The sequence below is a fragment of the Nocardia sp. NPDC057227 genome, assembly GCF_042669725.1.
In the GTDB taxonomy this organism is placed as follows: domain Bacteria; phylum Actinomycetota; class Actinomycetes; order Mycobacteriales; family Mycobacteriaceae; genus Nocardia; species Nocardia asteroides_A.
Genome location: NZ_JBHUXA010000014.1, coordinates 173,716 through 200,460, shown reverse-complemented (window position 1 = coordinate 200,460; position 26,745 = coordinate 173,716). Strand labels below are relative to the sequence as shown.

General features: G+C 71.6%; 23 protein-coding genes. 17 read left to right on the top strand and 6 right to left on the bottom strand.

Annotated features, from left to right (window positions below; all coding sequences use genetic code 11):
- On the top strand, positions 1 to 1,182 hold a 1,182-nt coding region (locus ACFUJ1_RS20695; RefSeq protein ID WP_378647827.1), incomplete at its 5' end, for a ferredoxin.
- An 18-nt stretch (positions 1,183 to 1,200) separates the two neighbouring features.
- On the opposite strand, the gene ACFUJ1_RS20690 is transcribed toward ACFUJ1_RS20695, so the two are convergent.
- From ACFUJ1_RS20690 to ACFUJ1_RS20680, 3 genes are all read right to left on the bottom strand, one after another.
- Positions 1,201 to 1,974, bottom strand: coding sequence for an acyl-[acyl-carrier-protein] thioesterase (locus ACFUJ1_RS20690; RefSeq protein WP_378647825.1), 774 nt, complete (start codon positions 1,972 to 1,974; stop codon positions 1,201 to 1,203).
- Between the two features lie 214 nt (positions 1,975 to 2,188).
- A complete protein-coding gene (locus tag ACFUJ1_RS20685; RefSeq protein WP_378647823.1) occupies positions 2,189 to 3,304 on the bottom strand; it encodes a transglycosylase SLT domain-containing protein in 1,116 nt (371 codons plus the stop codon).
- Positions 3,301 to 3,627 carry a type VII secretion target gene (locus tag ACFUJ1_RS20680; RefSeq protein ID WP_378647821.1) on the bottom strand — a complete coding sequence of 109 codons (327 nt, stop codon included), beginning with the start codon at positions 3,625 to 3,627 and terminating at the stop codon, positions 3,301 to 3,303. Before ACFUJ1_RS20680 ends, ACFUJ1_RS20685 begins: the two co-directional genes overlap by 4 nt.
- Positions 3,628 to 3,765: 138 nt before the next feature.
- Here ACFUJ1_RS20680 and ACFUJ1_RS20675 point away from each other — a divergent pair, with 138 nt between their 5' ends.
- Together ACFUJ1_RS20675 and ACFUJ1_RS20670 are read left to right on the top strand one after the other, a co-directional pair.
- Entirely contained in the window at positions 3,766 to 4,740 is a 975-nt protein-coding gene (locus ACFUJ1_RS20675; protein WP_378647819.1) for an NADPH:quinone oxidoreductase family protein, read from the top strand.
- 34 nt (positions 4,741 to 4,774) lie between these two features.
- Positions 4,775 to 5,884 carry a winged helix DNA-binding domain-containing protein gene (locus ACFUJ1_RS20670; RefSeq protein WP_378647817.1) on the top strand — a complete coding sequence of 370 codons (1,110 nt, stop codon included), beginning with the start codon at positions 4,775 to 4,777 and terminating at the stop codon, positions 5,882 to 5,884.
- A 92-nt stretch (positions 5,885 to 5,976) separates the two neighbouring features.
- Here the strand turns inward: ACFUJ1_RS20670 and ACFUJ1_RS20665 are convergent, their stop codons facing one another.
- Positions 5,977 to 6,495: an Lrp/AsnC family transcriptional regulator gene (locus ACFUJ1_RS20665; protein WP_378647815.1), complete on the bottom strand. Its 519-nt coding sequence runs from the start codon at positions 6,493 to 6,495 to the stop codon at positions 5,977 to 5,979.
- A 111-nt stretch (positions 6,496 to 6,606) separates the two neighbouring features.
- Here ACFUJ1_RS20665 and hppD point away from each other — a divergent pair, with 111 nt between their 5' ends.
- The 10 genes from hppD to ACFUJ1_RS20615 all read left to right on the top strand — a co-directional run bounded on the left by hppD (position 6,607) and on the right by ACFUJ1_RS20615 (position 16,692).
- On the top strand, positions 6,607 to 7,770 hold the full coding sequence (gene hppD / locus ACFUJ1_RS20660; protein ID WP_378647813.1) for a 4-hydroxyphenylpyruvate dioxygenase: 1,164 nt from the start codon (positions 6,607 to 6,609) through the stop codon (positions 7,768 to 7,770).
- Positions 7,771 to 7,807: 37 nt separating this feature from the next.
- Entirely contained in the window at positions 7,808 to 8,329 is a 522-nt protein-coding gene (locus ACFUJ1_RS20655; RefSeq protein WP_378647811.1) for a DUF3558 domain-containing protein, read from the top strand.
- Between the two features lie 8 nt (positions 8,330 to 8,337).
- The gene (locus ACFUJ1_RS20650; RefSeq protein ID WP_378647809.1) at positions 8,338 to 8,889 is read left to right on the top strand and encodes a DUF3558 domain-containing protein; all 552 of its coding nucleotides are present in this window, start codon (positions 8,338 to 8,340) and stop codon (positions 8,887 to 8,889) included.
- Positions 8,890 to 9,156: 267 nt separating this feature from the next.
- Positions 9,157 to 9,531: a 30S ribosomal protein S12 gene (gene rpsL, locus ACFUJ1_RS20645; RefSeq protein ID WP_067653430.1), complete on the top strand. Its 375-nt coding sequence runs from the start codon at positions 9,157 to 9,159 to the stop codon at positions 9,529 to 9,531.
- A 1-nt stretch (position 9,532) separates the two neighbouring features.
- A complete protein-coding gene (gene rpsG / locus ACFUJ1_RS20640; protein WP_233020640.1) occupies positions 9,533 to 10,003 on the top strand; it encodes a 30S ribosomal protein S7 in 471 nt (156 codons plus the stop codon).
- Between the two features lie 195 nt (positions 10,004 to 10,198).
- On the top strand, positions 10,199 to 12,301 hold the full coding sequence (fusA, locus tag ACFUJ1_RS20635; protein ID WP_378647807.1) for an elongation factor G: 2,103 nt from the start codon (positions 10,199 to 10,201) through the stop codon (positions 12,299 to 12,301).
- 102 nt (positions 12,302 to 12,403) lie between these two features.
- Positions 12,404 to 13,594, top strand: a complete 1,191-nt coding sequence (tuf, locus tag ACFUJ1_RS20630) for an elongation factor Tu (RefSeq protein ID WP_233020638.1) — start codon at positions 12,404 to 12,406, stop codon at positions 13,592 to 13,594.
- Positions 13,595 to 13,756: 162 nt separating this feature from the next.
- Positions 13,757 to 14,971, top strand: a complete 1,215-nt coding sequence (locus tag ACFUJ1_RS20625) for an NAD(P)/FAD-dependent oxidoreductase (protein ID WP_378647805.1) — start codon at positions 13,757 to 13,759, stop codon at positions 14,969 to 14,971.
- Between the two features lie 141 nt (positions 14,972 to 15,112).
- Complete coding sequence (locus tag ACFUJ1_RS20620) at positions 15,113 to 15,877, top strand: glutamate racemase (protein ID WP_378647804.1); 765 nt, start codon at positions 15,113 to 15,115, stop codon at positions 15,875 to 15,877.
- A gap of 80 nt (positions 15,878 to 15,957) precedes the next feature.
- The gene (locus ACFUJ1_RS20615; protein ID WP_378647803.1) at positions 15,958 to 16,692 is read left to right on the top strand and encodes a DNA alkylation repair protein; all 735 of its coding nucleotides are present in this window, start codon (positions 15,958 to 15,960) and stop codon (positions 16,690 to 16,692) included.
- Between the two features lie 50 nt (positions 16,693 to 16,742).
- Here ACFUJ1_RS20615 and ACFUJ1_RS20610 read toward each other — a convergent pair whose 3' ends face one another.
- Both ACFUJ1_RS20610 and mftR2 read right to left on the bottom strand, forming a co-directional pair.
- Positions 16,743 to 17,798, bottom strand: a complete 1,056-nt coding sequence (locus ACFUJ1_RS20610; RefSeq protein WP_378647802.1) for a 2Fe-2S iron-sulfur cluster-binding protein — start codon at positions 17,796 to 17,798, stop codon at positions 16,743 to 16,745.
- Between the two features lie 61 nt (positions 17,799 to 17,859).
- Positions 17,860 to 18,498 (bottom strand): mycofactocin system transcriptional regulator MftR2, encoded by a 639-nt coding sequence (gene mftR2 / locus ACFUJ1_RS20605; RefSeq protein ID WP_378647801.1) that lies wholly within the window; start codon positions 18,496 to 18,498, stop codon positions 17,860 to 17,862.
- Positions 18,499 to 18,807: 309 nt separating this feature from the next.
- Here mftR2 and mftF point away from each other — a divergent pair, with 309 nt between their 5' ends.
- The 4 genes from mftF to ACFUJ1_RS20585 all read left to right on the top strand — a co-directional run.
- A complete protein-coding gene (mftF, locus tag ACFUJ1_RS20600) occupies positions 18,808 to 20,208 on the top strand; it encodes a mycofactocin biosynthesis glycosyltransferase MftF (protein ID WP_378647800.1) in 1,401 nt (466 codons plus the stop codon).
- 3 nt (positions 20,209 to 20,211) lie between these two features.
- Entirely contained in the window at positions 20,212 to 21,648 is a 1,437-nt protein-coding gene (gene mftG / locus ACFUJ1_RS20595; protein WP_378647799.1) for a mycofactocin system GMC family oxidoreductase MftG, read from the top strand.
- A gap of 352 nt (positions 21,649 to 22,000) precedes the next feature.
- Positions 22,001 to 23,173: a GAF domain-containing protein gene (locus tag ACFUJ1_RS20590; RefSeq protein ID WP_378647798.1), complete on the top strand. Its 1,173-nt coding sequence runs from the start codon at positions 22,001 to 22,003 to the stop codon at positions 23,171 to 23,173.
- A gap of 470 nt (positions 23,174 to 23,643) precedes the next feature.
- The coding region (locus tag ACFUJ1_RS20585) for an amino acid adenylation domain-containing protein (protein WP_378647797.1) at positions 23,644 to 26,745 on the top strand (3,102 nt) is incomplete at its 3' end.

The following is a 26,745-nucleotide window of genomic DNA, read 5'->3' as shown; positions in this document are numbered from 1 at the left end:
ATGTTCGAGTCCGCGTTCCGCCGCGACACCTTGCAGTACTACCTCAATGTCGAGGTCGGTACCCATATCAGCCACGAAGAGCTCCTCGACCATCATCACGCGGTTGTTTATGCGGTGGGGGCGTCGACCGACCGGCGTCTGGGGGTGCCGGGTGAGGAGTTGGCGGGCAGTGTGTCGGCGACGGAGTTCGTGGCCTGGTACAACGGGCACCCCGATTACGCCGACCGGTCCTATGACTTGTCGGGGGAGCGGGCGGTGATCGTGGGTAACGGTAACGTCGCTCTCGATATCGCCCGGGTCCTCACTTTGGATCCCGACGAGCTGGCCAAGACCGACATCGCCGACCACGCCCTGGACGCTCTGCGGGCCAGCAACATCAAGGAAGTGGTCATCCTGGGCCGTCGTGGCCCGTTGCAGGCCGCGTACACCTCTCCGGAGTTCCTGGCGTTGGCGCATGTGAAGAATGTCGATGTGGTGGTCGCTGCCGAGGACCTCGATCTCGACGACCTCTCGCGGGGGCATTTGGATGATCCGGATGTGGAGCCGTCGGTGCGGTTGAAGTACACCCTGGCCGAGGAGTACGCGCACGCCTCGCGTAATCCGGGTCACAAGCGGATCGTGTTCCGGTTCCTGACCTCCCCCACCGCTGTCATCGGTGAGGACAAGGTCACGGCCGTGGAGTTCGCCCACAACGAGTTGTTCGAGGACAACGGGCAGGTCAGCGCCCGCACGACCGACCGGACCGAGACCCTCGAAACCGGGCTCGTGCTGCGCAGCATCGGCTACCGCGGGCAGCCGGTTCCGGCGTTGCCCTTCGACGAGGGCAAGGGTGTGGTCCCCAACGAGCAGGGCCGGGTCGTCGAGGACGGCACACCCGTCCAGGGCGTGTACGTCAGTGGCTGGATCAAGCGGGGTGCTCGGGGTGTGATCGGGTCGAACCGGGTCGATTCCGAAGAGACCGTGGAACAACTGATCGCCGACTTCGTGGCCGGCAAGCTCGCCGCTCCGAAAGCGGACCGGGCGGCGTTGCGGGAGTTGGTGGAGTCGCGTCAGCCGGATCTGGTGGACCGGGCGGGGTGGAAAGCGATCGATACCGCGGAGAAGACCGCAGGCAAGACCACAGGCCGCCCCCGCGTGAAGTTCGCGTCCAGGGAGGACCTGCTGAACGCCTCCCGCGGCTGAGGCCCGTGCCGCTCCTCGCTAGGCGGGGAGCGGCATGATCCGCACGACCGTGGTGGTCGCCCCACCGACAACGAACCACAGCCGCAGCACCGGCCCACCGGACCGGTCCCCCGACTCGTACCGGCTGCGCACCTGGATGTGCTGGCGGGCGAGCACCGGCGCCACGTACTCGATGACGGCGCGGTGCGGCGCCGCGACCAGCTTGGGGTACTCGGCAAGGAACTGCTCGACGGCCTGCCAGTAGCAGGCATTGTTCACGTGGTTGTACTGGTCGATATCGGTGGCCCGGACCGGGAAGGGCAGGTCGGTGTCGGACTCCGGCGGGGTGGCGTCGGTGAGGTACGGGCGCCAGCGCAGCCGGTGCTCGTCGGTGGAGCGGGCCAGGTAGGCGAGGCCCTCGTCGCTGATCCTGGCAGGCATGTTGTTGGACTCGCTGATATTGATCCAGAAGCCCTCGGTCTCGATCAGCCCGCCGTTGCCGCTGGTCAGCCGGACCCGCATATTGGTCCAGCGGGTCGACATGCTGGAGCACCAGCGCAGCAGCTGCACTTCGTCCGGCCACAGCACCGGGCGGATGACGTCGATGACCGTGCGCCGGACGATCCAGTTCGGGTCGGTCCGGTTCAGGAAGGTGCCGTTGAGCTGCTCCCAGGCGATGTCCTGCAGGTAGCGGGCGACGGCGTCGAAGCGCAATCGGTTGTAGGGATCCACATCCCCCGCCCGGACGGGCCACGCCGAATCGAAGCCCGTGCCCTCCTCGGGAAGCGGGGCGAGTGGCTGTTCGACTGACACTTGGTGCTCCTCGCGCTGCACGGTGTGCTGCGTGTTCGTGCGGTGCTCTTGTGAGACGACTTTACGGGGCGTAGGTCACACCCTCACGCAGAGTCGGTGCGACGTCCGCCCTGCTGCCGTGCCCGGCGACGAACGGTTGCGCCACCGGGAGCAGCCCGGCGCGGCGCCGCAGAACTTACCACCGTGCGCGGCCGCCGTGGCCTTGGCACGCGAATCAATAGCCCCGATATCCCTGCCCGCTCGACATGGCGACGATGCCGGGCACATTCGAGAGCGACCCGTACCGTTCGATGGCGTAGCGGGACCCGGCGATGATGTTGTCGACCGGGTTCCAGATGTCGTCGTGCCCGGCCACCTTGTAGGCGTCGAAGGTGGGGTCGATGGTCTGCATGAGCCCCTTGGACGGGATGCCGGCCGCGGCATTGCTGTCCCACAGGTTGATGGCCTGCGGGTTTCCACCCGACTCCTTGTCGATGATCATGGCGATGACGGCGGCGTCGCTGTCCTTGACGTCGTACCCCTGCGCCCGCAGCACCTCGATCGCCTGCCGGATCCACTCGGCCTTGTCACCGGTCGGCATGGGCCCGGTCGGCATCGAGCCGGTGGCGGTGTACTGCGGGGTGCCGCTCCCGCTGTCGGTGCCGGTCGGCGTTCCGCCGCCGTTCGACGGGGACCCGCCGCTGCTGTACGAGACGGGGGCCGCGGTGGTGCTCGCGGGCGCGGCCGAGGCGGCCGGTGTGGTGGCCGCCGGGACGTTCAGCGCCGGTTCGCCGAGGCCGTCGTAGGCCGCGCGCAGCGTGCCGGTGGCCCGGTCGATGGCGCTCTGCGCGGTGCTGGCGGTGGCTTCCGCGGTGCGCAGCGCCTGGGTCAGGTTCCAGCTGCGCGAGGCGGCCTGCAGCGCCTCCTGGAAGACGAGGCCGTCCACGTCGACCAGGTGCGCCCGGCCGCGCAGGTAGGCGATGCGGGCGGCGGCGTCGACGGTGCCGTCCGGGGCGACGCCGTACGGCCCCATCGGGGCGGGCTGGTTCAGCGCGTCGTCGCGCAGTGCGAGCACCTTCGCCTTCGCCTCGGCCAGGTTCGTCACCTGCTGGGTGAAGGCCGTGCGCAGCTCCAGCAGCGCGGCGCTCACCGCGGAGCCGCGGGTCTTCTCGGTCTCCACCCTCGCCGTCGCAGCGGTGGCGGTGGCGCCGGACCAGGTGAGCGCGGCGGTGTCGGTGACCGCGGCGCCGAGCGCGGCGTCCAGCTCCGCCTGGATCCGGGCCGCGGCGTCGCCCGCCGCGGTGAGCTGGTCGGGCTGCCAGGCGGCGACGTCGTCGACGGTGAGTGTCATGACGGCAGCCCGATGGTGCCGAGCCGGTGCGCGAACTCGGCCTCGTCGAGGTCGTAGCCGCCCGCGGCGGTGCGCAGATTGTCGGCGACGGTGGTGAGCCGGGCGCCGATCCGCTGCAGCGAGCCGTCCAGCGCGGCCCCCGCGGCCGCGGCGGCGGCCCCGATCCCGGTGCCTGGCAGCGCGTTCACCGCGGGCGCGAACGGCTCGCCCGCCGCGAGCCCGGTGACCGCCTCCGCCTCGGCGCCGAGGCGCTGGGCGAACGTGCGCAGGACGTCCGGATCCACCCGGATCGCCGCGCTCGGATTCCCCGTTGATTCGACCATGAGAACTCCCCCTCCCCGTAAGTCGCGGTCAGCATAGCAAAACGGGATGCTCCGACCGGGCCGCACGCAGGGCGGTTAGGTTGGGCTCGACGCGGCGTCCCACCCCGGTCGATGCCGTGCGGAGAGAGAGGTCGGCCCATGCGCGCAGCCAGGATCAGCACCCTAGAGGGACCGGATTCGATCGAGGTCGCGGAGATCGCGGAGCCGGTGGCGTTCCCCGGCGGCGTCGTCATCGATGTGCACGCCGCGGGCATCGCCTTCCCGGATGTGCTCATGTCGCGCGGGCTGTACCAGATGAAGCCGGAGCTGCCGTTCACCGTCGGCGGCGAGATCTCCGGCATCGTGCGCACGGCGCCGGCGGGCGCGCACGTGCGGGCGGGCGACCGGGTGCTGGCGCTGACCATGCTCGGCAACGCCGTCGCGGAGACCGCGGTGGTGCCCGCCGACACGGTGTTCGCGCTGCCGGACGCGGTCTCGCTGGAGGCGGGGGCAGGCATCCTCTTCAACGACCTGACCGTGCACTTCTGCCTACGCACCCGAGGCAGGCTGGCCAAGGGCGAGACCGTGCTCGTGCACGGCGCGGCGGGCGGCATCGGCACCTCGACGCTGCGGCTGGCCGGCGCGCTCGGCGCAGGCCGGGTGATCGGCGTGGTCAGCACCGAGGAGAAGGCCGCGGTGGCGCGGGCCAACGGCGCCACCGACGTGGTGCTCACCGAGGACTGGGCCGCCCGGGTCAAGGAGCTGACCGGCGGCCGCGGCGTCGACATCGTGCTCGACCCGGTCGGCGGCGACCGCTTCACCGACAGCCTGCGCTCGCTGGCCCCGGCGGGCAGGCTGCTCGTGGTCGGCTTCACCGCTGGCGACATCCCGCAGGTCAAGGTGAACCGGCTGCTGCTCAACAATGTCGAGGTGATCGGCGCGGGCTGGGGCGCGTGGGTGCTGAAGCACCCCGGCTACCTGGCCGAGCAGTGGGCCGAGGTGGAGCCGCTGCTTGCCGACGGCACGATCGCCCCGCCGCAGGTGGTGCGGTACCCGCTGGAGCGCACGGCCGAGGCGGTCGCCTCGCTGGAGCAGCGCAGCGCGACCGGCAAGGTGGTCGTCACCGTTCGCTGACCGGCTGTCGGCGGGCGCCGGTACGGTGCTCGCCATGACCGCAGCGGGGGACAGGCTCTCGGATCGCACCCTCAATCGCACGCTGCTCGCGCGCCAGCACCTGCTGGCGCGCGCGCCGCTGCGCATCGCCGCGCTCTGCGAGCACCTGATCGGGCTGCAGGCGCAGGACGTCCCGCCGCCCTTCGTCGGCGCGTGGAGCCGGATCGCAGGCTTCGACCGGAGCACGGTGGATCGCGGGCTGGATGACCGCTCGCTGGTCCGGATCACGCTGATGCGCGGCACCATCCACCTGGTCACCGCCGCCGACGCGCTGCGCATCGCGCCGCACATCCAGCCGGAGCTGGAGAAGGTGCCGTTCCGCAAGGGGTTCAATTTCGGCGCCATGGTCGGGCTCGATCCGGAGGAGGTGCGGGCCCGCGGCGAGGCGGCGGTCGGCGCCGAACCGATCTCCTCGGTCGACCTGCGCGCCGCGGCGCTCGCGCACTACCCGGACCGGCAGCCGGGGCACGTGGTGCAGGCCTGGCTCTACCAGCTGCCGGTGCTGCAGGTGCCGCCGCGTGGACGCTGGCGGGACAACAGCAAGCCGGTCTGGGCGCGGATCGAGCCCTGGCTCGGCGCCCCGCTCGACCCCGGCTACCCGCTCGCCGAGCTGCTCGCCCGCTACCTCGCCGCCTTCGGCCCGGCCGGCACCGCGGACATGCAGACCTGGTCCAAGCTGCCCGGCGCCAAGCAGGCCATCGATTCGCTCGGCGACCGGGTGCGCACCTACACCGACGAGCGCGGCAAGGTGCTCTACGACCTCGCCGACGCCGAGCTCACCGACCCGGACGTGCCCGCGCCGGTCCGCTTGCTCGGCTGGTACGACAACGCGACGCTCTCGCACCGGGATCGGAGCCGGATTCTGCCGCAATCCGCACAGCGGGTCTTCCCGGTGATGGTCTCGCCGGTGCTGGTGGACGGCTTCGTCGCCGGGCACTACAAGATCACCGGGGGTACCGCGCGGATCGTGCCCGCCCGGCCGTGGAGCGCGGCCGAGCGCGCCGAGGTCGAGGCGGAGGCGCACGCCCTGCTCGGCTTCCTGGAGCCGGAGCGCGAGCCCGAGGTGCTGATCCTGGACTCGGACGCCGATATTCGCGGCGGCTGACCTGGACGCCGCCGGCGTGCCCACCTCCCGGCTGTCCAGGGCCGTGGCCAGGACCGGGAGCGGGGAGCGGGGCTTGCAGCCGGGGGCTGTCCTCACCTGGTGTCGCGGTACGCCGGAGCCTTGCTCGTCCCCGCGGGCGCGAGCGTGCGCAGCAGCGGAAGCGTGCGGCGCGGCACGACGGTGGAGAGCACGATGACGCTGTGCGAGCGCACCACCGACCCGGTCCGGTCGATGCTGAGCAGCACCGCCTGCAGCCCGGCGTGCGAATCGGCGCCGATCCGGCAGAGCACGTCGCCGGAGCCGGTGGTGGCGTAGGCCTCCAGCACGCCGGGGATGGCGGCCAGCTCCTCGGCGACGCTGTCCAGCGCGCCCTGCGCGATCTCCAGCGTGACGAAGGCCTGCACGTCGAACCCGGCCGCGGTGACGTCGATGTGCGGGTCGTAGGAGGCGATCACCCCGGCCTGCTCCATCCGGCCGATCCGCGCCTGCACCGTCGCGCGGGCCACCCTGGTCCGCCGGGAGAGCTCGAGGATGCCCGCCTTCTGGTACTCGTGCATGGCGGCGAGGATGGCCAGATCGAGTTCGTCCAGTCGCGCCTGGCTCTTGGTCATACTGTTCATTCTGCCAAGGAAAACCCGGTATCCGCTGGCCGGATGTACCGGCATGACCACGATTTTCTCGCGAGCTTGCCCGGCTACGGCGGCACGCGGTCTGGTAGGGCGATGACGGTGGAACCGATTCCGAGCGAGCAGGACCTGCGCACCCTCGTCGGGCTGGTCGATCACGACACCGGCGCCGACCCCTTCCCGGTGATCGGCTGGGACGCCCTGGTCTGGGTCGTCGGCAACGCCACCCAGGCCGCGCACTTCCTGCGCAGCGCCTTCGGCATGCGGCAGGTGGCCTACTCCGGCCCGGAGACCGGCAACCGCGACCACAAGGCGTTCGTGCTGCGCGCGGGGGCGGCGCGGTTCGTCGTGGCGGGCGCGGTCGACCCGGCCAGCCCGCTGGCCGCGCACCACCGCGAGCACGGCGACGGCATCGCCGATATCGCGCTCGAGGTGCCGGACGTGGACCGCTGCGTGCGCACCGCCCGCGCCCGCGGCGCCACCGTGCTGACCGAACCGCACGACGAGACCGACGAGTTCGGCACCGTCCGGGTGGCCGCGCTCGCCGCCTACGGCGACACCAGGCACACCCTGATCGACCGCTCCCGCTACGACGGCCCGTACCGCCCCGGCTTCGTCGCGCGCACCGGCGGCCCCACCGGCGCACCGGTCTTCCTCGCCGTCGACCACGTGGTCGGCAATGTCGAGCTGGGCCGGATGGACCGCTGGGCCGGCTTCTACCGCGACGTCATGGGGTTCACCGATCTGGCCGAGTTCATCGGCGACGACATCGCCACCGAGTACTCGGCGCTGATGAGCAAGGTGGTGGCGAACGGCAACCACCGGGTGAAGTTCCCGCTGAACGAGCCGGCGCCCGGCCGCAAGCGCTCGCAGATCGACGAGTTCCTCGAGTTCTACCGCGGGCCGGGGGTGCAGCACGTCGCGCTGGCCACCGCCGACATCATCGGCGCCGTCGACATCCTGCGCGCGCAGGGCATCGAATTCCTCGACACCCCGGCCGCCTACTACCGCGACCCCGAGCTGCGGGCGCGGATCGGGCACGTCCGGGCGCCGGTCGCGGAGCTGGAGCGCCGCGGCATCCTGGTCGACCGGGACGAGGACGGTTACCTGCTGCAGATCTTCACCCGCCCGCTCGGCGACCGCCCCACCGTCTTCTTCGAGCTCATCGAGCGGCACGGCTCACTCGGCTTCGGCAAGGGCAACTTCCGTGCGCTCTTCGAGGCGATCGAGCGGGAGCAGGAGGCGAGGGGGAATCTGTGAGCCGGTGCGCCGCCCGGCACTCGGTACAGTTCGAGGCATGCGGATCAAGTGGGCGGCGGTCGCGGTGGCAGCCTCGGCGCTCGTGCTCTCCGGCTGCGGCTCCGGCGACGGCTCCGAGCAGACCGGTCCCTCCCGGCCCGCGCCGAAGGTCGTCGCGCTTGGGCCCTTCGTCGGCGAGTGCGGCAACGTCACCGACGACGAGATCCGCGATGCCGGCGGGATCGGCCAGGCCACCAGGGTTTTCCGGAACGCGGTCGGCTGCAACTGGCAGGCGGGCGGCTTCGGCGGGGCCAGCATCACCTTCGCCTCCTACCGGGGCAGCCCGATCGAGCGCGAGCGGGCCTGGGTGACGGTGAACGGCCGCGCGCCCGAGCAGATCGAGGTGGCGGGCAAGCCCGGCTTCGCCGCGCTCGACCCCGGCGGCTCGATCTGCGACCTGGCCATCCAGCTCGGCGACGACTTCTTCGAGTGGTCGACCAACCTCGGGCCGTTCGGCTCCGGCAACCCCTGCGACCGGAGCCGGGCGCTGGCCGAGCTGACGCTCCAGCGGATCCGGTGAGGAGCGGCATGCGAAACGGACTGCGCAGGGGCGGGGCGGCGCTCGCCGCCGCGCTCGCCGTGACCGCGGCGGTGAGCGGCTGCGGCCGGGAGATCCCTGGCACGCCGCTCGGGGTCGGCGAGAGCCAGCCGGTCGACACCAGGCTGGACAAGCTGCTCCGCGAGTGCGACATCCTGAGCCACGAGCAGATCGGCGAGGCGATCGGCGAGGGCGTCACCCCCGAGGACTCCTTCTTCGGCGCGGTCTGCATGTGGGATCTGATCGGCGCGCCCGGCGGCGACGGGATGGCCACGTTGAACTGGTACGAGAACGGCTCGCTCGGCAACGAGAAGCAGACGAACAACAAGCTCGGGTACCAGACCGAGAACGTCACCGTCGACAGCGCGCTGGTCCTGCAGATCCGCAGGCCCGGCGATCCGGACTCGTGTGGCATGGTGGCGAGTGCGCCGGACAACGGCGTGATCGGCTGGTGGCTCAACTATCGGGCGGGCTCCAGCCACCCGGACCCGTGCGAGGCGGTCCGCAAACTCATGGCGCTGACGCTGAACCTGGCGCGGTGATATCCCCGCCCAGCCGCCCGCTGACCACCCCGTTTCGACCTTTCTCGAGGTCACGGGTATCGTGGACGGCTGTGCCCGGAACGTAGCGGGCAGGTTCGTGTGCAGACGTAGGCCAGCGAGAGCGGCCGACCCCCTCAGGTGTGCCTGGAATCCGGGGTTCCGTACCGTGCGCGACACGCCCGACCTCGGGACGCGAGAAATGGGGTCGGACGTGCAGCTGAGCCATGAAGTTCCCGTACCGCGATAACAACTGAGGAAAGCCGGTCTATGCCAACCATCAACCAGCTGGTCCGCAAGGGTCGCCGTGACAAGGTCGCCAAGACCAAGACCGCGGCGCTCAAGGGCAGCCCGCAGCGCCGTGGCGTGTGCACCCGTGTGTACACCACGACCCCCAAGAAGCCGAACTCCGCGCTCCGCAAGGTTGCGCGTGTTCGCCTGACCAGCGCGATCGAGGTCACGGCGTACATCCCCGGTGAAGGCCACAACCTGCAGGAGCACTCGATGGTGCTCGTCCGCGGCGGTCGTGTGAAGGACCTGCCCGGTGTGCGCTACAAGATCATCCGCGGCTCGCTCGACACCCAGGGCGTGAAGAACCGCAAGCAGGCCCGCAGCCGCTACGGCGCCAAGAAGGAGAAGAGCTGATATGCCGCGCAAGGGTCCCGCTCCCAAGCGTCCGTTGATCAATGACCCGGTCTACGGGTCGCCGCTGGTCACCCAGCTGGTCAACAAGATCCTGATGGACGGTAAGAAGTCCACCGCCGAGCGCATCGTCTACGGCGCGCTGGAGCAGGCGCGGGAGAAGACCGGCACCGATCCGGTCGTCACCCTCAAGCGCGCGCTGGACAACGTCAAGCCCGCCCTCGAGGTCAAGCCGCGCCGCGTCGGTGGCGCCACCTACCAGGTGCCGATCGAGGTCCGGCCGGGCCGCTCCAACACCCTGGCGCTGCGCTGGCTGGTCAACTACTCGCGGGCGCGCCGCGAGAAGACCATGGTCGAGCGGCTGGCCAACGAGCTGCTCGATGCCAGCAACGGCCTCGGCGCCTCGGTCAAGCGCCGCGAGGACACGCACAAGATGGCCGAGTCCAACCGGGCCTTCGCGCACTACCGCTGGTGATTCCCGCCCGGCCCGTCATCGCTGTCGGGGCCGGCGGGCTCACGGCATGAGAGCGTCAGGCCCGGAGGCGGCAGCTCGTCGTCACCACGCAGGGCCAGCGATCATGCCAATTGGATACGGTCGAGAAGTGGTTCGTTCGCTTCCGGCGTTGACAACCGAAGACGCATCCCAGAGAGCAGAGCGGGGAAGATTTCCGTGGCACAGGACGTGCTCACCGACCTGAACAAGGTCCGCAACATCGGCATCATGGCCCACATCGATGCCGGTAAGACCACCACTACCGAACGCATCCTCTTCTACACCGGTATCACGTACAAGATCGGTGAGGTCCACGACGGCGCGGCCACGATGGACTGGATGGAGCAGGAGCAGGAGCGTGGTATCACCATCACCTCCGCCGCGACCACGTGCTTCTGGAAAGACAACCAGATCAACATCATCGACACCCCCGGGCACGTCGACTTCACCGTCGAGGTGGAGCGGTCGCTGCGGGTGCTCGATGGCGCCGTGGCCGTGTTCGACGGCAAGGAGGGCGTCGAGCCCCAGTCCGAGCAGGTGTGGCGTCAGGCCGACAAGTACGACGTGCCGCGGATCTGCTTCGTCAACAAGATGGACAAGCTCGGTGCGGATTTCTACTTCACCGTGCGCACCATCCAGGAGCGCCTCGGCGCCAAGCCGCTGGTGCTCCAGTTGCCGATCGGCGCCGAGGACACCTTCGAGGGCATCGTCGACCTGGTCGAGAACAACGCCAAGGTCTGGCGCGGCGAGACCAAGCTCGGCGAGGAGTACGAGGTCGTCGAGATCCCGGACGACCTGAAGGAGCGCGCCGAGGAGTACCGCACCGCGCTGCTGGAGACCGTCGCCGAGTCCGACGAGGCGCTGCTGGAGAAGTTCTTCGGCGGCGATGAGCTCTCGATCGAGGAGATCAAGGGCGCCATCCGCAAGCTGACGGTGAACTCCGAGCTCTACCCGGTGCTCTGCGGCTCCGCGTTCAAGAACAAGGGCGTGCAGCCCATGCTGGACGCGGTCATCGACTACCTCCCCTCGCCGCTGGACGTGGAGAACACCACGGGCCACGTCCCCGGCAAGGAAGAGGAGCTGCTGACCCGCAAGCCGGACGCCTCCGAGCCGTTCGCGGCGCTGGCGTTCAAGATCGCGGTGCACCCCTTCTTCGGCAAGCTGACCTACGTCCGGGTGTACTCGGGCAAGGTCGACTCCGGTGCCCAGGTGATCAACTCCACCAAGGGCAAGAAGGAGCGGCTCGGCAAGCTGTTCCAGATGCACTCCAACAAGGAGAATCCGGTCGGCGCGGCCTCCGCCGGGCACATCTACGCGGTCATCGGCCTCAAGGACACCACCACCGGTGACACCCTGAGCGATCCGCAGAAGCAGATCGTGCTGGAGTCCATGACCTTCCCGGACCCGGTCATCGAGGTCTCGATCGAGCCCAAGACCAAGTCCGACCAGGAGAAGCTGGGCACCGCGATCCAGCGGCTCTCGGAAGAGGACCCGACCTTCTCGGTCAAGCTGGACCAGGAGACCGGCCAGACCGTCATCGGCGGCATGGGCGAGCTGCACCTGGACATCCTGGTCGACCGGATGCGCCGCGAGTTCAAGGTCGAGGCGAACGTCGGCAAGCCGCAGGTGGCCTACCGCGAGACGCTGACCAAGGCGGTCGAGAAGCACGAGTACACGCACAAGAAGCAGACCGGTGGCTCCGGCCAGTTCGCGAAGGTCATCATCGCCCTCGAGCCGTTCGTCGGCGAGGACGGCGCGACCTACGAGTTCGAGAACAAGGTCACCGGTGGCCGGGTGCCGCGCGAGTACATCCCCTCGGTCGACGCGGGCATCCAGGACGCCATGCAGTACGGCGTGCTGGCCGGGTACCCGCTGGTCAACATCAAGGCGAAGCTGCTCGACGGCGCCTACCACGACGTCGACTCCTCGGAGATGGCGTTCAAGATCGCCGGCGCGCAGGCCCTGAAGGAAGCGGCCCGCAAGGCCGGTCCGGTCATCCTCGAGCCGCTGATGGCGGTCGAGGTGATCACGCCCGAGGACTACATGGGCGATGTGATCGGCGACCTGAACTCCCGCCGTGGCCAGATCCAGGCCATGGAGGAACGCAGTGGTGCCCGTGTCGTCAAGGCGCTGGTTCCGCTCTCGGAGATGTTCGGCTACATCGGTGACCTGCGGTCGAAGACCCAGGGCCGGGCGAACTACTCCATGGTGTTCGACTCGTACGCGGAGGTTCCGGCCAACGTGTCGAAGGAGATCATCGCCAAGGCGACCGGCGAGTAACACGCTCCCGGGCGTACGCAATACCCTTTCCCCGTGTAAGTGCGGGGGAGACCACCGCACTGCTGCAACTGCACGCACCAAGACAGTCCAGGAGGACACAAAGTGGCGAAGGCGAAGTTCGAGCGGACGAAGCCGCACGTCAACATCGGCACCATCGGTCACGTCGACCACGGCAAGACCACGCTGACCGCGGCGATCACCAAGGTGCTGGCCGACAAGTACCCCACCCTGAACGCGGCGTTCGCGTTCGACCAGATCGACAAGGCGCCGGAGGAGAAGGCTCGTGGTATCACGATCAACATCTCCCACGTCGAGTACCAGACGGAGAAGCGGCACTACGCCCACGTCGACGCCCCGGGCCACGCCGACTACATCAAGAACATGATCACCGGTGCGGCGCAGATGGACGGCGCGATCCTGGTCGTGGCGGCTACCGACGGCCCGATGCCGCAGACCCGCGAGCACGTGCTGCTCGCCCGCCAGGTCGGCGTGCCCTACATCCTGGTCGCGCTGAACAAGTCGGACATGGTCGACGACGAGGAGATCCTCGAGCTCGTCGAGATGGAGGTCCGCGAGCTGCTGGCCGCGCAGGAGTTCGACGAGGACGCCCCCGTCGTTCGCGTCTCCGGCCTGAAGGCGCTCGAGGGTGACGAGAAGTGGGTCGCCTCCGTCGTCGAGCTCATGGACGCGGTCGACGAGTCCATCCCGGACCCGGTGCGCGAGACCGAGAAGCCGTTCCTGATGCCGATCGAGGACGTCTTCACGATCACCGGCCGTGGCACCGTCGTCACCGGTCGCGTCGAGCGCGGCATCGTGAACGTGAACGAAGAGGTCGAGATCGTCGGGATCAAGGAGAAGACGACCAAGACCACGATCACCGGCATCGAGATGTTCCGCAAGCTGCTCGACCAGGGTCAGGCGGGCGACAACGTCGGCCTGCTGGTCCGCGGCATCAAGCGCGAGGACGTGGAGCGCGGCCAGGTCGTCGTCAAGCCGGGCACCACGACCCCGCACACCGAGTTCGAGGGCCAGGCGTACATCCTGTCGAAGGACGAGGGCGGCCGCCACACCCCGTTCTTCAACAACTACCGCCCGCAGTTCTACTTCCGCACCACCGACGTGACCGGTGTCGTCACCCTCCCCGAGGGCACCGAGATGGTCATGCCGGGCGACAACACGGAGATGCTGGTCAAGCTGATCCAGCCGATCGCCATGGAAGAGGGCCTGCGCTTCGCGATCCGTGAGGGTGGCCGCACCGTCGGTGCCGGTCGCGTGATCAAGATCCTGAAGTGATGTCCTGACATCGCGGTTCGGACGGCGTCGCCCCTGTGGGGGCGGCGCCGTTCGGCGTTTCGGGGGACGAACGACGGTGCTGACGACCAACCAAGCACTTGCTAGGGTGATAGCTACCTCGTTCCAGGTATGATAACGGCATTCTCGAGAATGGAGAACGCGATGACCGCACCGATCGTGATCGTCGGCGCAGGCCTTGCCGGGCTGCGAACCGCAGAGGAGCTGCGGCGGGCCGGGTACGAGGGCGGCCTCGTCCTGGTCGGCGACGAGAACCGGCCGCCGTACGACCGCCCGCCGCTGTCCAAGCAGTTCGTGCGCGGCGAGGTCGAGGACACGGCGCTGCGGCCGCCCGAGTTCTTCGCGGAGAAGCAGATCGAGCTGCGGCTCGGGGTGGCGGCGGCCGGGATCGACATCGCGCACCGCAGGCTGCTGCTCGCGGACGGCGGTGAGCTGGAGTACGCGCACCTGGTGATCGCCACCGGGCTGCGCCCGCGCAGGCTCACCGGGCTGCCCGAGCTGGCCGGGATCCACGTGCTCCGCTCGCACGACGACGCCGCCGGGCTGCGTGCCGCGGTGGGCTCGGCGCGCAGCGCGCTGGTGATCGGGGCCGGGTTCATCGGCTGCGAGGTGGCGGCATCGTTCCGGGCCGAGGGGCTGGACGTGGTGCTGGTGGAGCCGCAGGCCGCGCCGCTGGCCGGGGTACTCGGCGAGCAGGTCGGCGAGCGGGTCGCCGAGATGCACCGGGCCAAGGGCGTCGACGTGCGCTGCGGGCTCGGCGTCTCGCTGCTGCACGCCGACGAGAACGGGGCGGTGCGCGGGGCCGAGCTCAGCGACGGCAGCGAGGTGGCGGCCGATCTGGTGGTGTTCGGCGTCGGCTCGCGGCCCGAGGTGGAGTGGCTGGCCGAGTCCGGGGTCGAGCTGGCGCCCGCCGGGGCCGGTGGCGGCGTCCTCGCCGACGAGAACGGCCGCACCTCCGCGGCCGGGGTCTGGGCCGCGGGCGATGTGGCGGCCTGGCGCACCGCGGCCGGTGCGCACCGGCGGATGGAGCACTGGACCAGCGCGGGCGAGCAGGCGCGGGTGGTGGCGCTGCACATCCTGGCCGAGCTGGTGCCAGGTACCGAGGTGCCCGCCGTGCCCGCGCAGGTGCCGTACTTCTGGAGCGACCAGTACGAGCTCAAGCTGCAGGCGCTCGGCAAGCCGAGCCCGGCCGACGACCTGCACGTGGAGCCGGGGAACGGGCACGCCTTCATCGCCTACTACTCGCGGGACGGGATTCTCACCGCGGTGGTCGGCGCCGGCATGGCCGGGAAGGTGATGAAGGCGCGGGGCAAGATCGCCGCGGGCGCGCGGGTCGCGGACGTGCTCGCGCCCGCCTGAGCCGGATTCGCGCCGCCGGTACGCGCGCCACGTGCTGCGGCTGCGGCGGTTGCGCGCCGCCGGTGCGGGCACGTGCCGCTGCGCGGCTGCCGCGCTCGGCCAGGGGCGGGGGTGTCCGAGCCCTGTAATACGGTGAGCGGTGTGATCGTGGCGCTCATCGATTCGGGGCTCGGCCTGCTGCCGACGGCGGCATGGCTGCGCAAACTGCGCCCGGACGTGGACCTGCTGCTCCAGCTCGACCCGGACGGCGCGCCCTGGGGGCCGAAGCCGGAGGCGTGGACGGTGCAGCGGGTGCTCGACACCGCCGCGGATTCGCTGCGGCTCGGCGCCGAGGTGATCGTGCTGCCGTGCAATACCGCCAGCGTCACCGCGCTGGCGCAGCTGCGGGCCATGGTCGGTCCGGAGGTGCCGGTGGTCGGCACCGTGCCCGCGATCAAGCCCGCCGCGGCGGAGTGCCGCTCGGTGGCGGTCTGGGCGACCGCGGCCACCACCGCCAGCCGGTACCAGGCGGACCTGATCGCCCGCTTCGGCGGTGCCGCCGATGTGGTCGGGATCGCCTGCCACGGCCTCGCCGACTCCATCGACCGCGGCGAGCTGGCGGCCGCCCGCAGGGCCATCGCCTCGGCCGCCGAGCGCACACCCGACGGCGTCGAGGGTGTCGTGCTCGGCTGCACGCACTACCCGCTCATGGCCGACGAGATCCTGGCCGCGCTGCCCGCCGGGGTCCGGCTCTTCGACAGCGCGCCCGCGGTGGCCGCGCAGACGGTGCGGCGGATGGAGGAGCTGGGGCGGCCGAGCACCGGAAACGGCACCATCCTGGTGCGCACCAGCGGGCGCCCCGGCCCGCTGCCGCCGAGCGCGGGGGCGTTCGAGTCGGGGCGGCTGCTCGGCGCCGGGCTGCCGTGACGCCGCGCGGCCGCAGGTCGAGCGTCGGCGACGCCGCAGCAGCGTCGGCGTCGAGCGTCGGCAACGCTGCGGGATCGGCAGTGCCCGCTTCGGCCGATGCGCTGCGGGCCGCGCTGCGTGCGCACGCCGATCCGCGCGATGCCGATGGCGCGCGGCGGTTCTTCAAGACCGGGCCGGGGGAGTACGGCGAGGGGGATGTCTTCATCGGGGTCCGGGTGCCCGCCACCAGGAAGGTCGCCGAGCGCTTCGCCGCACTGCCGCTGGACCAGGTCGACGAGCTGCTGGCGAGCCCGGTGCACGAGGAGCGGCTGGCGGCGCTCTTCATCCTGAACCGCCGCTCCGAACTCGCCGCCCGCCCGCGCACCCGCGACGAGGAGACGCAGCGCACGATCGTCGAGCTGTACCTGCGTGCGGTGCGCGGCGGCCGGGTGAACAACTGGGACCTGGTTGACGCCTCCGCCGAGTACATCGTCGGCCGCTGGCTGCTCGACCGCCCGCGCGACCTGCTCATCGAGCTCGCCGCCGCCGATTCGCTCTGGGAGCGCCGGGTCGCGCTGCTCAGCACCTTCGCCTTCATCAAGGCCGGTGACCCCAGCACCACGCTGGAGCTGGTCGAGCGGCTGCTGCCGGACCGTCGCGACCTGCTGCAGAAGGCCTCCGGGTGGATGCTCCGCGAGGTCGGCAAGCGGGTCGACCGCGCGGTGCTGACCGGCTTCCTCGATCGGCACGCGGCGGCCATGGGCCGTACCGCACTGAGCTATGCCACCGAGCATCTCGACCCGGCCGAGCGCGCCGGCTACCGCGCCCTGCGCTGACCGGCCCGCGCTATCGCGCCGGATCCGACGCCCGAGCGCGACCGCGGCGCTCAGAACTGGATGCGCAGCCGGTCGGTGATCGGGCGGGCCTGGCAGCCGAGGATGTACCCGTTCTCGATGTCCTCGGGGTCGAGGATCTCGGCGTTGGCCATCTCGACCTTGCCCTCGAGCACGGTGCAGGCACAGGAGCCGCACTCGCCCTCCTGGCAGGAGTAGGGCACGTCGATGCCCCTGTCGAGCATGATGTCGACCAGCGTCTGCTTGCGCGGCCAGCGCAGCTCGTGCGTCTCGCCGTCCAGCTCCACCTCGACGGTGGCGGCGTCGGCGGCGTCCGCGTCGCTCACCTCGGCGGCGACGTGCTCGGCGAACGGGTCGCCTGCCAGCGAGTTGAAGACCTCGGCGTGCGTGCGGTCGCGCGGGACGCCGAGCGTGCCGAGCGCGTCGTGCACCCGGTCCATGAACGCCTTCGGGCCGCACATGAAGGCGTGGTGCTCGGTGTAGGGCGCCACCAGCCCGGCCAGCTGCTCGGTGCTCGGCAGCCCCTGCAGGCTCTCCAGCCAGTGCAGCACGGTGAGCCTGCCGGGGTGGCGCTGGGCCAGCTCGCGCAGCTCGTCGGCGAAGATCACCGAGGTGGCATCCCGGTTGGCATAGACCAGCACGATCCGGCCGGAGCCCTGGTCCAGCGCGGACTTCAGGATGGACATGACCGGTGTGATGCCGCTGCCCGCGCCGAAGAGCAGCAGGTCGGCGCCGAGATCCTTGGGGGTGAAGACGCCGGAGGGCGGGAGCACCTCTAGCTCGTCGCCTGCCTTGACGTTGTCGCAGACCCAGTTGGAGCCGTAACCGCCGTCGGTGCGCTTCACCGTCACCTTGGGCGCGTCGTCGGTATGCGGCGAGCTGGCCAGGGAGTAGCAGCGCGCCACCGAGCCGGTGCGGTCGCTGGGGATGCGCAGGGTCAGGAACTGGCCCGGCTTGTACTGGAACCGCTCGCGCAACTCGTCCGGCACCTCGAAGACGAGCGAGCAGGCGTCGGCCGTCTCCGCGACGACCGCGGCGACGCGCAGCACGGCCGAACGCGAACCATGGGGGACCTCGACGGTGGTCATGTCGTCCTTTCCGGACCCGGCGGCACCGGGAGCGACGCGATAACTAGAACGTGTTGCAGTTTTATCCTACGTCGGCGCGCGGCCGACGGACAAGCTGGGCCTCCAGCCCGGCCACGAGCACCTCCATGCCGAAGTCGTAGGAGTAGCGGCCGCGCAGGTCCGCCATGTATCGGCTGGCTCGCGCCACCGGCTCGGGCAGGGTGATGTCCGGGGGCGAGTAGCGGTCGCGCGGCTGCACCCGGCTGCGGCCGAAGAGGTAGGTGTGGATGGTGGCGTAGGCGGCGAGCACGTTGCGGTCGTCGAAGCCGGCGTCGACCAGGATCTCCATGATGGCGGTGATCAGATCGAGCTGTTTGCCGAGCATCTGCTCGAGCAGGATGTCGCCGAGCCCGGGGTGCTTGCGCAGTTTCTCGTCGATCTGGTCGATCAGGTCGCGCAGCCGCAGCTGCCACGGCCCGGAATCCGGCGGTGGCGTGCGGAGTCCGGTGAGCGCGGCGGTGGCGACCAGGTCGAGCAGCTCGCGCTTGTCGGCCACGTAGTAGTAGGGGGCCATCGGCGAGACGCCCAGTTCGCGGGAGAGTCGCCGCATGGAGAGCTTCGCCACGCCGTCCTGGCGGACCACCCGCAGCGCGGCCTCGACGATCTCGGCCTCCGAGAGCGAGTTGCCCGCCCCGCCGGCCTGCGTACGTCCGACTCCCATGCCACCTCTACCGCCGCGGGTGTGTGCCACCCGTCACTCGCCGTTCACCTGCGTTTCCCACCGAAGTCTAGAACCCGCGCGGGCGGGCCGGTTCCGCGCGCGGCGCGCCCGGTCAACCGGGGGTGCGGGGCGATGCCGGGTTCACCGTGCCGCCCGGCGCGCGTGGTCACTGTAACGTGTTTCAGTTTTCCGGCCCGTTCCGAGGGGTTGCCCCCGGTATGCCGGACCTCGGGCCGCGGCTCGCCCCAACGCCGCAGGTGGCGGCGGCCGATGATGCCCGCGCCGCCGATTCGGCATAGCATCGCAGGAATGCGCCACGATCGCCTGCCCGACGGTTTCGGGGTGCGGATCGATCCGCGGGTGCGCGCGTTCTCGGGGGGCCGGATCCTGATCGGCGGCTCGCCCGCCCGGCTGCTGCGGCTCGCGCCGGAGGCCGCCGCCATGATCGGCGACGGCTACCTGGAGGTCACCGATCAGCGCTCGGCCACGGTGGCGCGGCGGCTGCTCGACTCGGGGGTCGGCAATCCGCGCCCGCGGCTGCTGCCCTCGCCGGAGCAGGTGACGGTGGTGGTGCCGCTGCGCGACAACGCCGCCGGGCTCGACCGGTTGCTGGCCGGGATCTCCGAGCACCACCGGGTGATCGTGGTGGACGACGGCTCGGCCGAGCCGGTGCGCGACCCGCAGCGGCGGGCGGCGGTCACGGTGCTGCGGCACGACCTGGCACTCGGCCCGTCGGCCGCGCGCAATGCCGGGCTGCGCGCCGCGACGACCGACTACGTGGCCTTCCTGGACAGCGACGTCGTCCCGCGCACCGGGTGGCTGGAGGTCATGCTCGGGCACTTCAGCGACCCCGAGGTGGCGCTGGTCGCGCCGCGCATCGTCGCGCTCGACCCGCGCGCCAATGCCCTTGCCCGCTACGAGCATTCGCGCTCGTCGCTGGACCTGGGGCGGCGCGAGGCCGCGGTGCGGTCGAACACCGTGGTCAGCTACGTGCCGAGCGCGGCGCTGCTGGTGCGCAGGCAGGCGCTGCTGGACGCGGGCGGCTTCGACGAGGAGATGCGGGTCGCGGAGGACGTCGACCTGTGCTGGCGGCTGGAGCGCGCGGGCTGGCGGCTGCGGTACGAGCCGGCCGCCAGGGTGGCGCACGACCACCGGGTGACCTTCCGCTCCTGGTTCGCGCGCAGGCGGTACTACGGCACCGGCGCCGCCCCGCTGGCGGAGCGGCACGCGGAGCTGGTCTCCCCGCTCACGCTGCCCGCCTGGACCCTGCTCGCCGCCGTGCTCTTCGGCACCGGCACCAAGCTCGGCGCGGCGGGCGGGATCGGCACGCTGTTCGCGGCCGGGCTGCGGCTGCGCCGGGCGCTCGCCGGGCTGGACAACCCGAACCGGATCGCGGCGATCTACGTCACCAGGGGCTTCGCCGGCGGGCTGTGGCGGATCGCCTCCGCGGCCTGCAGGCACTACTGGCCGGTGACGCTGCTCGCGGTGCTGGCCTCGCGCCGGATCCGGCGGGTGGCGCTGCTGCTCGCGGTCGGCGAGGGGCTGGTCGACTGGTACACGCACTACCAGCGCGACGGCCTCGACCCGGTGCGGTACCTGGGGTTCAAGCGGCTGGACGACATCGCCTACGGCTCCGGCCTGTGGCTCGGGGCGTACCGGGCGCGCAGCGCGGCCGCGCTCACCCCGGTGCTCCGCTTCCGGATGGGCTGAGCCGTGCGGCCGGAGCCGGACACGCTGGTCGTCGGCGCCGGTACCGCAGGCTGCGTGGTCGCCGCCCGGCTGAGCGCCGACCCCGCGCACACCGTGCTGGTCCTGGAGGCGGGCCCGGTCTGGGCGACCCCCGCGCAGGCCCCGCCCGGCCTGCTCGACGCCGCGACCCTGCCGCTCGACCCGGCCGCGCCGTGGCTGCGGCACTACCCCGCCGTGCTCGGGTACGCCGACGGCATCCCGGTCGCGGCCACCCTGGTGCGCGGCGCGGCGCTCGGCGGCTCCGGCGCGGTCAACGGGGCCTACTTCATCCGCCCGCCCGCCGCCGACCTCGCCGCCTGGTCCGCGCAGGTCGGCGACGACACCTGGAGCGCTGCCGCCCTGGCGCCGGTCTTCGCGGCGATCGAGCGCGACCTCGACTTCGGCTCCGCGCCCTACCACGGCACCGACGGCCCCATCCCGGTGCGCCGCCCCGCCGCGCCGGACGACCCCTTCACCGCCGCCGCGCTGGCCGCGGGCTTCCCGGCCGTGCCGGACTGGAATGCCCCGGATGCCCCCGCCACCGGCGTCGGCCCGGTGCCCTGCTCGCTGGACGGCCCGCTGCGCGCCGACACCGGCTCCCGCTACCTGCTGCCCGCGCTGAGCAGGCCGAACCTCACGCTGCGCGGCGGAACCCAGGTCACCGGGCTGCTCATCGAACACGGCCGGGTGGCCGGGGTGCGCACGGAGACCGAGACCCTGCCCGCGGGCCGGGTGGTGCTCTGCGCGGGCGCCATCGAGTCGGCGGCGCTGCTGCTGCGCTCGGGTATCGGCCCACCGGAGGAGCTGCGCGCCGCCGGGATCGAGCCGGTGCTGGCGGCGCCGGTCGGGCTGCACTGCGCCGACCACCCGGAGATCGGGCTCGACTACCGCATCGCCTCGAGCCGCCCCGGCGCGGTGGCGCTGGAGACCGTGCTGGAGCTGGACGGCGTCGAGGTGCGGCCGTACGCGCTGGAGTTCGCGCCCGGGGTGCGCCGGATCGGGGTCGCGCTCATGCGCCCGGCTACCACCGGGACGCTCCGGCTGCGCGCCGCCGACCCCCGCGTGCCGCCTGTGATCGAACACAACCACCTGGCCGCCGCGGCCGATCGGCGGGCGATGCGCGACGGCCTCGGCAGCGCGGCCGAACTGCTGTCCGGGATGGCGGGCGCGGCGGTCTCGGCGCAGCCGCCCGCGGCGGCCGGGCTGCCCGCGATTCTCACCACTTCGCAACATTTGGCCGGCTCCTGTCGCATGGGGAGGCAGGATGACAACCATGCGGTGGTGGACCGGATGGGACGGCTGTACGGCCTGGACGACCTGTGGATCGCGGACCTGTCGATCGTGCCGGTCCCGCTGGCCCGCGGGCCGCAGGCGATGGTCGTCGCACTCGCGGAGCTGATCGCGGCCGGCCTGCGCGGATAATCTGAACGACTAATAGGTCACAATTTCTCCGCCTCGGTCGCCGTTGTGAGGTGAAGGACAAAGGAGCCATCCGCCCCGCCGAGAACCTACGCGCCGGTACAGTTTGGGGGGGAAAGAAAGGCTAATGGTCAGCAATCTTGCGGGTGGGCGGCCTCGAGGGCAGCAAGAAGACGCCGCTACCCGACCGCGCGAAGGTATTACGGCGGCCCCTGCTGCGGAGCACGGCTCCGAGCTCGGTGCGCTGGAGGCCTATGCCGCGCAGGCCCACGGGTACCTCGGCGCGGGTGGCGAGCAGCTGTCGCAGCTCGCCGGTCTGCTGCGCCCCCTCGTCCTCGAATCGTGGTTGCGGAGCGTGCGCGGGGGCATCGATCCGCTCGACCCGGTGGACGGCCGCGGGCTGCGCGGCGCCGATCTGCAGCGCTACCGGGACGCGCACCCGATCGCCGTGCTGATGCCGCTCATCGACAAACTCCTCGTGCAGGACGCCGCGCGCGGCGGGCTCATCGTGGTGGTCGCCGACCAGTTCGGCCGGGTGCTCACCGTGCACGGCAACGAGGACCTGGTGAACGCGGTCGCCGAGATCGGGCTGCGCGCGGGCGACGACCTGAGCGAGCGGCGGGTCGGCACCGGCGCCGTCGGGCTCGTCGTCCGCACCGGCCGCGCGGCCTGGATCCACGGCCCCGAGCACTTCCTGCACCGCATGCACCAGCTCACCGGCGCGGCCGCCCCCGTGCACGCGCCGGACGGCAGGCTGGTCGGGGTGCTGATGATCGCGGGTGGCGTCCGGGTGGCCCGGCCGGAGATCCTCGCCCTGGTCAAGGCGGCGGCCACCGCCGCCGAGATGGACCTGGTGCTGCGCGCCATGCGGGCCGAGCGGCACGGCTCCCCGGACGATCCGGCCCCGCCGATCGGCAGGCTCGCGCTCGACGTGCTCGGCCTCGGCCAGCCACAGCTCTCCACGCCGACCGGCCGGGTGCTGCTCTCCCAGCGCCACGCCGAGATCCTGCTGCTGCTCACCGAGCACCCCGAGGGGCTCGGCGCCGACCATCTCGCGCTGCTGCTCGACGACACCGACCTGGACAACGGCACCATCAGGGCCGCCATGTCCCGGCTGCGCGCGGTCGTCGGCCCCGCCGTCTTCGGCTCCCGGCCGTACCGGCTGCGCACCCACGTGGCTACCGACGTCGACGCGCTGCGCGGCGCGCTCGACTCCGGCGACGTCGACGCCGCGCTCCGGCTCTACGCCGGGCCCGTGCTGCCGCGCTCGAACGCCCCCGGCATTCTCGACATCCGCGACGAACTGCGGGTGCGGCTGCGCGCGGCGGTGCTGAACTCCGGCGACTCCGCCGTGCTGCGCCGGTGGACCGCTGGCCCCGAAGGACGGGACGACGCCGACGCCTGGGTGGCATATCGCGCCACCGTCGATCGCGAATCCCCGCTGTACGCGCAGATAGAGGCCAAGATCCGGGTTCTCGATCGCAGGCTCGGCGCCGATGCAACGCGGATGCAACGTTTTGCCCCATAGTCTCGGCCGGCGTCGGTGCCACAGGTCACATTCAGCCGCTGATTGTGGTCCGGAACACCTTCGTGCCCGGATTGTCCGGGCCACCCGGCAACTTCTGGTCAATCGCCCAGGTTTTTTGGATGAAAAAGTTCCGTTTTTTTAACGCAGGACATAGTGTCCAATGCGCGGAACGAATCCGTGTGAGGTAGGCAACAGGTCGCGGTGACGACACCCGCGGCGGAATGGTGAGGAGTCAGGACAGCTGAACCGGCCCCGGCGGGCGGACACCGCCGAGGACTGGTGGCCACCGGGAGCCGGCGGCCACCGATTCGTTCACATTCGAGGATCAGCGCGAGCCGTAACGGCAGGTCGCGCAGTCAACACCCCGCGGTAGCGCAGGTCTCTTTGTGCTGCCCGGAAACCGTTCGGCGACAACGGAATCGGATAGCTTGGAGGCTCTGGTGCAGGGTACGGAGACGGGTGGGGCCGGCGTGCGGAACGACGGCGGAACCCAGGGCACCGAACCGTTCGCGCTGGCCCCGGCGCAGCTGGGTGTCTGGTACGCCCAGCTGCTCGAGCCCGAGGTCCCGATCAATGTCGCCCAGTACGTCGACGTCGAGGGCGAGCTCGATCCGGAGCTGCTGCAGGAGGTCACGCGGGTCGCCGCCGCGGAGTACGAATCGGCGCTGGTCCGGATCGGGGAGCGGGACGGGGTGCCGTTCCAGCTCGTCGATCCCACGCTGAACGTCGACATCCCGGTCGTCGACCTGCGCGGGCACGCCGATCCGGTCGCCGCCGGGCACGCCTGGATGCGGGCCGACGCGGCCCGCCCGGTCGACCTGCTCGCCGACCGGCTCTTCGCGGGCGCCGCGCTGCGGGTCGGCGCGCGGCGCTGGTTCTGGTATATGCGGGTGCATCACATCGTGCTCGACGGATTCGGCGCGCTCGCCAGCGCGACCCGGATCGCCGAGCTGTACACCGCGCGGGTCTCCGGCACCGAGCCGGCCCCGGCGCGGACGGGGTCGCTGACCGAGCTCGCCGACGCCGAGCTGCGCTACCGGGAGAGCAGCCGCTTCGCCGCCGACCGGGAGCACTGGGCCGCGCGGGTGGCCGGGCTCGACGAGGCGACCAGCCTGGCCGGGCGCACGGCCCCGCGATCGGCGAGCAATCTCGTCGCGGGCGCGGTGCTGCCGGAGCGGCTGACCGAGCGGCTGACCGCGCTCGCCGCCGCGCACGACTCCACGCTCGCCGTCGTGCTGCTGGCCGGTTTCGCCTGCTACCTCGGCAGGCTCACCGACCGCGAACAGGTGGTGCTGAGCCTGCCGGTGACCGCGCGGACCACCGCCGTGATGCGGCGCTCGGGCGGCATGCTCTCCAACGTGGTCCCGCTCCGGCTGCGGGTGGACGGCACCTGGGGTGAGCTGCTGCGCGACACCAGGGTCGAGGTGACGGGGGCGCTGCGGCACCAGCGCTTCCGGCACGAGGACATCCGCGGCGCGGGCGAGCGCGAGGGGGCGCCTGCCCGCCGTGCGCTCTTCGGGCCGCTCGCCAACATCATGCTGTTCGGCACCGATCTGACGCTCGGCTCGACCACCGGCCGCAACCATGTGGTCTCCACCGGCGCGGTGGAGGACCTGAGCCTGAACGTGTACTACGGCGATCGGGACCTGGTGCACGTCGACCTGGAGGCGAACCCGAACCTCTACACGCCGGAGGAGGTCTCGCGGCACCACGCGCGGTTCGCCGGGTTCCTGGAGCGGCTGGCCGCGGTGGCGCCCGAGCAGCGGCTGGACGTCGTTCCGGTCGCCACCGAGCTGGAGCTGGAGGTGAGCACGCGGATCTGGAACGAGACCGGGTTCGCGGTGCCTGCGGCGACGTTGCCGGAGCTGTTTCTGGCGCAGGTGCGGCGCACCCCCGACGCCGTCGCGGTGCGCGCGGCCGACGGTGCCGCGCTGACCTATCGCGAGCTGGCCGCGCGCAGTGCGCGGCTGGCGCGGGCGCTGGTGGCGCGCGGGGCCGGGCCGGAGACCGTGGTCGCGGTGCACCTGCGGCGCTCGCTCGACCTGGTGGTGGCGCTGTACGGGATCCAGGCGGCGGGGGCGGCGTACCTGCCGCTCGACCCGGATCATCCGGCCGAGCGGACCGCGCACATCCTGCGCACCGCGGCGCCCGCATGCGTGCTGACGACGGGCGCAAGCCCGCTGCCTGCGATTCCGGTGCTCGACCTGGCCGAGGCCATCGCCTCCGCCCCCGATGGCAGCGCGCTGCCGACGGTGCGGCCGGAGAATCCGGCGTACGTGCTGTTCACCTCCGGCTCCACCGGGCTCCCGAAGGGCGTGACGGTGACGCACGCGGCCATCGTGAACCGGCTGGTGTGGATGCAGGAGCAGTACCGGCTCGGCACGGACGACGTCGTCCTGCAGAAGACCCCGGCCACCTTCGACGTGTCGGTGTGGGAGTTCTTCTGGCCGCTGCAGGTCGGCGCCACCCTGGTCCTCGCGGGCCCGGACGGGCACCGCGACCCCGCGCACCTGCACGCCGTCATCGCCGCGCACGGCGTGACGGTCGCGCACTTCGTGCCGTCGGTGCTCGACGCCTTCCTCGGGTACCGGGACTTCCCGGCGCGCAGCACCCTGCGGCAGGTCTTCGCCTCCGGCGAGGCGCTGCCCGCCGCCACCGCGCAGCGGCTGCGGCGGCGCACCGGGGCCAGGCTGCACAACCTCTACGGTCCAACGGAGGCGGCGGTCGACGTCACCTTCCACGAGGTGACCGACAACGACTCCCGCTCGGTACCGATCGGTGCTCCGGTGTTCAACACCCGGCTGCACGTGCTCGATTCACGGCTGCGGCCGGTACCGGTCGGGGCTCCGGGCGAGCTGTATCTGTCGGGGGTACAGCTCGCCCGCGGGTACATCGCCAGGCCGGGGCTGACCGCGGCGCGCTTCGTCGCCGACCCGTTCGGCGGGCCGGACGGCATCGCGGACCCGGGCGCGCGGCTCTACCGCACCGGCGACCTGGTGCGCTGGACCGCCACCGGTGAGCTGGAGTACCTCGGCCGCACCGACTTCCAGGTCAAGCTGCGCGGGCTGCGGATCGAGCTCGGCGAGATCGAGGCGGTGCTCGAGGCGGTGCCCGGCGTTGCCCGCGCGGTCGTGCTCGTCCGCGACGACGCGGGGGCGGGCGAGCAGCTCGTCGCCTACGCGGTGCCCGCCGGGGCGGCGGCCCCGCCCGAGCTCGGGCAACTCCGCGCGGCGGCGCTCGCGGCGCTGCCGTCGTACATGGTCCCGGCGGCTTTCGTGGTCCTCGACGCGCTTCCGGTGACGGCGTCGGGCAAACTGGATCGGTCGGCGCTGCCCGCGCCGGTCCGCACCGCGGCGGTGCACACCGCGCCCGTGGGCCCGATCGAGGAGATCGTGGCCGGGGTCTTCGCGGAGGTGCTCGGCTGCGCGCGGGTCGGGCGCGACGACGACTTCTTCACCCTCGGCGGGAACAGCCTCGCGGCCCCCCACGTGGCCGCGAGGCGCTCCCCCCCCCAGGACCAGTCTCTTATAAACAAAAACCAGCCCCCCAGACATTGGGGCAACAGGGATGGC